This is a genomic window from Neorhizobium sp. JUb45 (assembly GCF_004343585.1).
Lineage (GTDB): Bacteria > Pseudomonadota > Alphaproteobacteria > Rhizobiales > Rhizobiaceae > Neorhizobium.
Window position 1 is genome coordinate 284045 of sequence record NZ_SLYW01000003.1, and the last position, 6430, is coordinate 290474.

The 6430-nt window shown below is 61.0% G+C and carries 8 protein-coding genes; 1 reads left to right on the plus strand and 7 read right to left on the minus strand.

Annotated features, from left to right (window positions below):
* Nucleotides 1-49 precede the first annotated feature (49 nt).
* Complete coding sequence (locus EDF70_RS13915) at nt 50-943, plus strand: LysR family transcriptional regulator (protein WP_132274394.1); 894 nt, start codon at nt 50-52, stop codon at nt 941-943.
* Nucleotides 944-998: 55 nt separating this feature from the next.
* Here EDF70_RS13915 and EDF70_RS13920 read toward each other — a convergent pair whose 3' ends face one another.
* From EDF70_RS13920 to EDF70_RS13950, 7 genes are all read right to left on the minus strand, one after another.
* Nucleotides 999-1367: a YkgJ family cysteine cluster protein gene (locus EDF70_RS13920; protein WP_132274397.1), complete on the minus strand. Its 369-nt coding sequence runs from the start codon at nt 1365-1367 to the stop codon at nt 999-1001.
* 5 nt (nt 1368-1372) lie between these two features.
* Nucleotides 1373-1687: a hypothetical protein gene (locus tag EDF70_RS13925; protein WP_132274400.1), complete on the minus strand. Its 315-nt coding sequence runs from the start codon at nt 1685-1687 to the stop codon at nt 1373-1375.
* Between the two features lie 80 nt (nt 1688-1767).
* Complete coding sequence (locus EDF70_RS13930; RefSeq protein ID WP_132274403.1) at nt 1768-1992, minus strand: hypothetical protein; 225 nt, start codon at nt 1990-1992, stop codon at nt 1768-1770.
* A 219-nt stretch (nt 1993-2211) separates the two neighbouring features.
* Nucleotides 2212-2421, minus strand: a complete 210-nt coding sequence (locus EDF70_RS13935) for a cold-shock protein (protein WP_132274406.1) — start codon at nt 2419-2421, stop codon at nt 2212-2214.
* A 288-nt stretch (nt 2422-2709) separates the two neighbouring features.
* On the minus strand, nt 2710-4404 hold the full coding sequence (locus EDF70_RS13940; RefSeq protein ID WP_132274409.1) for a flotillin domain-containing protein: 1695 nt from the start codon (nt 4402-4404) through the stop codon (nt 2710-2712).
* Nucleotides 4401-5051, minus strand: a complete 651-nt coding sequence (locus EDF70_RS13945; protein WP_132274412.1) for an OB-fold-containig protein — start codon at nt 5049-5051, stop codon at nt 4401-4403. The genes EDF70_RS13940 and EDF70_RS13945 overlap by 4 nt, the downstream gene beginning before the upstream one ends.
* 5 nt (nt 5052-5056) lie before the next feature.
* Nucleotides 5057-6202 carry a PspA/IM30 family protein gene (locus tag EDF70_RS13950; RefSeq protein ID WP_132274415.1) on the minus strand — a complete coding sequence of 382 codons (1146 nt, stop codon included), beginning with the start codon at nt 6200-6202 and terminating at the stop codon, nt 5057-5059.
* Between the last annotated feature and the right edge of the window lie 228 nt (nt 6203-6430).

A 6430-nucleotide genomic window follows, 5' to 3' on the forward strand; every position in this document is an offset into this window, starting at 1 on the left:
CGGTAGCCTCCAGAAATGCCGAAGTGTGTCGCAGATTGAGGAACGCCGAATGGATATCGAGGAGCTAAGAACATTCGTGGAAGTGGCCGATGCCGGCGGCGTTTCACCTGCCGCGCGGCGGCTGGGGATTTCAAAATCGATGGTCAGCCGAAGGCTTGCCCGGCTGGAAGACGATCTTGGTGTCCAGCTTCTGGCGCGTACCACCCGCGGGGCCGCCCTCACCGAGGCGGGCCTGACGTTTCGTGATCATGCGGCGCGGGTCTGCGTCGAGATCGATCAGGCAAGAGAGACGATCCTGCCGACCGGCGATCTTTGCGGGCGTTTGCGGATTGCGGTGCCGCTGTCTTTCGGACCCACCCATTTTGCCCATGTGCTGGCGGACATGGCGCAGCGGCATCCGCAACTGCACATCCATACGGCCTATAGCGATCGGTTCGTCGATCTCGTTTCCGAAGGTTTTGATTGCGCCATCCGGGTCGGTTATCTGCCGGATTCCAACATGATCGCCCGACGCGTCGGCCCGCTTTACGGAAAGCTGGTCGCGAGCCCCGATTACATTCGCAGAAACGGCTCTCCCGAAACACCGGAGGATCTGGCCGGCCATCAGGCGCTCATGCAGGGAACTGAACCCTGGCAATTCATGGATGGCGACGAAATCGTGACGGTTCATCCACGCGGCCGCTTCAAGGCCGATAACGCGATAGCGCTGGCGGCCGCTGCCTTGGCAGGGGTCGGCATCGCGTGGATTCCGGACGGCGTGACCGAGGAGCATCTGGCGTCCGGCGCGCTCGTTGCCGTCATGACACGTTTTCCGCCGCCACCGGCCGGGATTTATGTCATCCGTCCGCCGGGGCAGCACCCGGCGAGAAAGGTCCGTGTGCTGACGGAAATGCTGATCGAGTGTTTTGAGCACGCTACAGCGCCAAAAGATGGGGATGGCTGAGACAGGTTTTCCGGACGGCATTGGTCAGCAGGGGGCATGTGCCCGCCGCACGCCATCACTTGATGCCGAAAGCTGCCCGCGCCGTCTTGCAGGCGTAATCTCCGGGGGAACATTCTCGACAGACATCGGGACGGACATCGTAGACGCCGCAGGATGTGCTGACACCCACGCGGCCGGTAAGGGCCGAGCAGCGTGAGTCTTCGCAGCGCATGCCCCGTTGATCCGCCGCCACGAACTGTAGCGGGATCAAATCCAGGGCTTCATCGCTTTCGGTGGTGAACCTTGGCCATTCTTCGGAATAGGAACAGCAGGCGCCACATGCCTGGCAATCGAAAAGGCTTTCGCCGCCCTCGTCATCTTCGACGAGACCATCGTTGCCGGCATCGTGCCGATCGTGATCCGGCCGCCCAGATGAGACGGCCATGATCCTTACTTGTGCTTGAGCAGCCACATCTTGCCTGCCATCGTTATGCCATGCGGGCATTCGGCATCTGCAGCATTCTGGTCAAGGCCCTGCAGAAGACCGTATTCCCGCAACTGGTTGAGCGTTGCCGTCGTCGCAAACTTGATTTTCAAGGGACGTTCCTTGAAGCGATCGGTTTTCGCATACGTGACGGCAGCGCCGAGGTGGGTCCACCTGTTGCCCTCTTGCGGGTGAAGGTCGCCATCTTTCGCGAGCTTCAGTCCCCGGATCTGGGTTGGGGTCAACTCAACAGTCAGAATGGCGGTGGTCGTGCTGGTCATTTCTTTTGTTCTTCCTCTACGTGACGAAGCGCAGCGTGGCTCAACATATCACTTTCAAGCAAATCAATAATATGGACGGGTTAGGACTTCTTTACGTTCGCGTCCGGACTAGCTGCAGCATCAGGCATGGCACTTCGTGCTTCCATGGCCAAACGCGCCTCCCGGAGGCGGGAAGTCTTTTCTTGACGAGCTTTCACAACCGAGTCCAGTTCTTCGTGCGCGCGATCGCGTGCCGTGGTCTGAACCTTCGTCTTGTCGAATGCCTTTTCGGCGGTTTGTCGCGCCTTGCTGTGTTGCTCGTTCATTGTTTTCCCCGGTGTCAGTGACAGCGCATAATCCCGAAAGCCGGTTTCAGCTTCAGGCAATGAGCAGACTTTAAACTGATAAAGCGACTTATGTGCGCCGCATATGGCCCACAGCGCTGTCTTCAGGAAACAAAAAGGCCAGGCATTGGCCTGACCTTCTGTGTCCTACGCTTTCGGCAGTGCCAGTACATCCGTGGTCACACGAAAGCGGATACCGGATCAGACGGCCTGGAGATTGCAGGCAGACATCTTGCCGGACTTCTTGTCGCGTTCCAGCTCGAAGGAGACCTTCTGGCCTTCTACGAGTTCGCGCATGCCTGCACGCTCAACGGCGGAGATGTGCACGAATGCGTCGGCTTCGCCGCTGTCAGGCTGGATAAAGCCGAAACCCTTGGTGGAATTGAACCATTTAACTGTGCCAGTGGTCATGATGAACCCTCTCATAGCAATAGACGTGGACCGCAACGCGGAAGCGTCGCGGATGATGATAACGATGCTTTAAAGGGAGGGTCGTTCAATACGCGGTGCCAATCGCGCAGTAACCAAATCTCGGCAAGAAAAATATCGGTAAACTCTAAATAGTGATCAAAGCACCGAAAGTCAACTTTTAGTTTTTGAGGCCCCGTTTCCACACCATGCTCTCAAGCTGCCGGCATTGCCCGACAGGAAAAGAAGGAAACGGAGATTCCGCCCCCTCCCTCACGTCATGTCGTCTGATCAGGCCTTGTCGGGCTGAGGGCCTTTCAAGGCATTTTCGGTCGCCTTGGGTTTTGCCGGCGCCTGCAGATCCCCCATCAGCGAGGCGATCGCGTTTTCACCGGTAAAGCCCGCTTCCTTCAGCAACTGGTCGAGCACAGACTTGTTGGCCTGATAGTTCAGCAACTGGCCGGCAAGACCTTCGCCGAGGCCGATACCCGAGCCACCGCCTTCGCCGCCACGACCCAGCATGCCGCCGGTGTCGAAGATACGGATATCGGAGATCTTCTCGATCGGCTTGACGGCTTCCGCCAGCGCCTGCGGGATGATGCGGATACGCTCGCGCAGGATCTCGTAATCGATGATGGCGGCGCTCAAGCGATTGCGCGCCTCGTTGAGCAGGGCTTCGCTTTCGGCTTCCGCCTTGCCGGTTTCGAGCACGCCCTTGGCGCGGATGATGGCGGCATCCGCTTCAGCGTTGGCAAGCGTCTTGATGGCATCGGCCTGGTCGACGGCCGCCTGCTTTTCAGCTTCGGCGCCGACGGTGACGGCAGTCGCCTCGGTCTCGGCCTTCTTGCGGGCGTCGATGATGGCGATCTGGCGTTCACGCTCGGCGATCTCGACGGCCTTGGCGGTCGACACCTTTTCCTCGGCTGCAATCGCCAGCGCGCGGGCTTCCTCGGCGCGGGCCTTGGATTCGGACTCTTCGCGGCTCTTGTTGGCAACCGCGATGGCGCTTTCCTGCGAGACGATCTGCAGGTCGCGACGGGCTTCCGTGTCACGCTGCTGGACGGCGCGGGTGGCGTCGATATTGGCGCTTTCGCGGGCCTGCTTGGCAAGTGCCTCGCGTTCGGCGATCGCCTGTTCCGAAGCGATGCGAGCTTCTTCCTCGGCGCGCTTGGCGGCCTGTTCCTGCTGCGCGGTTTCGGCGCGGGTGGCCGCCGACTTGTTGGCGACGTCGCGTTCCTGGTTCAGTTCCGCCTCGCGCTTGGTGCGCTCGATCTCGAGCGAACGCTGGCGGGCCTCAAGATCCTTCTGGGCGATCGCAACTTCCGTATCGCGGACGATCTCGTTGCGTTCCTTCTTGCGTGCCTCGGTGATGCGGGTAAGCGTGGCCAGACCCTGGGCGTCGAAGAAGTTGTTGGCGTTGAAATGCCGGATATCGGTCTGGTCGAGACGGGTCAGCGATACCGATTCCAGTTCGAGACCGTTGGACTGCAGGTCTGAGCCGACGGCTTCCTGCACGGCCTTGACGAAGTCCATGCGCTGTTCCTGCAAGGCGTCCAGGTTCATCGTGGCGGCCACCGAGCGCAGGCCATCGACGAATTTCGCTTCGATGAGGATGCGCAACTGTTCGGCATCATTGGTGCGGTCACCCAGCGTCTGGGCAGCGAGCGCGATGGAGGAGGCATCCGGCTTGACGCGGACATAGAACTCGGCGCCGATATCGACACGCATGCGGTCCTTGGTGATGAGAGCATCACCCTCGCCGCGGCGCACTTCCAGTCGCAGCGTCTTCAGGTTGACGCGGGCGATCGAGTGAAAGATCGGCAGCACGACGGAACCGCCGTCGAGCACGACCTTCTGGCCGCCGAGGCCGGTGCGGACATAGGCTTCGTCTCGGCTGGAGCGGGTGTAGAGCGACGCGACAATGAAGGCGATGCCGAAGATCGCGACAAGGCCGATGCCGGCCGGCAACAACAGATCGTATATCATGAAAGCTCCGTAGAGTTTGGGTTCGGCTCCGTGGTCATGTCCGACGGTGCAACGATGGCAATGAAGACGTTTGAAACGGTATCGACGAGCAGGACTTCCGCGCCGATCGGAATGGTATCGGCATCAACCGCCGCGCGGGCGCGCAGCGTGTGCCAGTTGCCGTGGCGGTCCTTGGTACGCACGCGGCCAGGCAGCCCTTGGTCGAGCGGGCCGACAGTGACTTCGGCAAGCCGGCCGACAAAATCGGCCGGATCGATGACATAGGTTTCGTCACGCGGGACGATGCGCGAAACGAGGCTGCTTGCCCAACGCGTCTGCGGAATGGCGACTGCGAAGGCCGGGATCGACGCCAGCACCGCCGGCAGCGGCATCCAGATGGCGCGAGCGACCGCCTGCAGCACAAAGCCGTTGATGGCGAAAAAGCCGAGAAAGATCATCAGCAGCACGAGGATGGGCACGCCGCCGCGATTGACCCAGGACATCAGGCCCGAAAGCCCGCCGCCCTGCCCTTCCGGCATCGCCTTGTCGACCAGCTCGCTGAGCGACACACCAAGCAGAAGGCAGCCCATCTCGAGCACCGTGATGGTGACGAGAATGATGCTGGCCACTGCGAACGGTGCCGCCTGAGGGGCAAGAAAAAGGTCCATGGGCGTCAGTTCTGGCCAGAGGTCTGATGAGATTTGAACTGGGCGAGACGCGTCTCTATGGCCTGTTCGCGGTGCAGGCGGTCGAGTTCATCCAGTTCGGCGGAGGCTTTGTGATCGCCGGATGCAACGCCGGTCAGGCGAGACACCGTGGCGGCTGCGCGGGCGGCGCCATCGGCCGGGTTCTTGCGTGCCTGCGCACCCTCGCCGGCTTCCGGAAACTGCTCAAGGCTGCGCTTCAGCGCGACAAGCTGTTCCTCGGCCTCGCGGCGGGTGGCAAGCACCGCCTGCAGCGCCTGGCTCCCTTCGGCCAACTGTTCACGGGCATTGGCAAGCGCCTTATCGAGGGCTGCCAGCTGCGATTCCAGATCGATCTGGCGGGCAACACCGGCCTTGGCAAGATCGTCTCGGCCGGCTGTGACCGCCGTGCGAATCTTTTCGTCCAGCGCCTGCAGGTCAGACCCGATCTCGTTACGTCGGCTGAGGATGCGGTATTCCTCGGCGCGCGACTTGCCGAGATCGGCTCGCGCTTCGTCGGCGGCCGTATCGATTTCGCGCAGCGCCTGTTCGACGACGGCGACCTTGTTGGTGCCTTCGGCCTTGTCGATAGCCGCATTCGCCATTCCGGCGATCAGGCGGCCCATGCGGGAAAGGATGCCTTCATTGGTCATGATCGTCTTCTCCGTTCTGTTCGCGTGCGTGGTGACACCGATATGGATCTGGTAGCTGCCGTTCTGCGCAACGAGTTGCGCGGGAAAGATGCCGGACACGCCAGCTGAATACCCCGCCACGTCATAGGGAACGGACACGCGACCCTGTACGGTGGCGATGGTCAGCATCGACGGCCCCTTGATGGCGAAAAGCTTGTCGTCGAGCGGCAACCGGTCGGGCCTCGCCGCATGGTTCCGGTTGGAAGCGAAATCGCGCAGGCCGAGCGTTACCAGCCGGGCCGGCAGATGGGTGCGCTCGCGCACCGTCTCGTAGGCAAGCTCATGCAGGGTAACGAGATTGGCGCCGCCTTTTTCCGAGGCGAGATCGTCCAGCATAGCCAGCATGGCCGCATAGGCTTCGAAGGTTTCCTCGAAAGCCTTCTTCGCCTGCTCGTCAGGAGCAAGATCGTAGCGCAAAGTGGATGTGTGTGTACTTTGTGGCATGCTTAAATATGTAAAGCACCACTTTGGTGCTTTCAAGGGTAGAAACACCCATTTTGAGTTGCGGAAAACCGCAACGAAGCCGCCTTGCGGCTGCAAGTGCGACATTGGCGGATGCAAAGAGAATGCTTGCGGAAAGCCTCACGACCGCTGCAGGCGGGGATCAAGAAGGAGGCTTGGACATGGCCGGCTCAGCGGCCATGTCCAAAATCGTGTCTGGGGCGCAGGCCC